The sequence below is a fragment of the Streptomyces shenzhenensis genome (assembly GCF_003688995.1).
Classification (GTDB): domain Bacteria; phylum Actinomycetota; class Actinomycetes; order Streptomycetales; family Streptomycetaceae; genus Streptomyces; species Streptomyces shenzhenensis_A.
On the sequence record NZ_PENI01000108.1, the window covers coordinates 1 to 677 of the forward strand.

The window sequence follows — 677 nt, forward strand, 5'->3', positions numbered from 1 at the left end:
GCTGCTGCTTGAAATCTTCAACAGTCTGTCCTTTCCCTCACAATGATGGCTGATTCCTGCAAATGTGCGTGGAGGGAAATGAGAAGGGACCTGAATGTGCCAATGATGTGCCCTTGTTGCCAAGAGGGCCAATGGAATCCTGGGCTGCACAGGGAATAGTGTGGCCAGCAGGTCGAGGGAGGTCATTCTCCCCCTCTACTCTGCACTGGTGAGGCCACAACTGGAATACTGCGTCCAGTTCTGGGCTCCCCAGTTCCAGAAGGACAGGGAACTGCTGGAGAGAGTCCAGCGAAGGGCAACAAAGATGATTAAGGGATTGGAGCATCTCCCTTACGAGGAAAGGCTGAGAGAGCTGGGACTCTTGAGTCTGGAGAAGAGAAGGCTGAGGGGAGACCTTATTTATAAATATCTTAAAGGTGAGTTGAAGGATGTTGGAGCCAGACTCTTTTCAGTGATTTCCAGCGATAGGACAAGGGGCAATGGGCTCAAGCTGGAACATAGAAAGTTCCATTCAAATATGAGAAAAAACTTCTTTATGGTGAGGGTAACGGAGCACTGGAACAGGCTGCCCAGGGAAGTTGTGGAGTCCCCTTCTCTGGAGATCTTCAAGACCCGCCTAGATGCAGTCCTGAGTGATGCGCTCTGGGCGTTCCTGCTTTAGCAGGGGAGTTGGCCCA

Annotated in this window: 1 protein-coding gene; it reads left to right on the top strand. The window is 51.6% G+C overall.

Annotated features, from left to right (window positions below):
• Positions 1-160 precede the first annotated feature (160 nt).
• Positions 161-661, top strand: a complete 501-nt coding sequence (locus CTZ28_RS46770; RefSeq protein ID WP_147481318.1) for a hypothetical protein — start codon at positions 161-163, stop codon at positions 659-661.
• Positions 662-677: the final 16 nt, after the last annotated feature.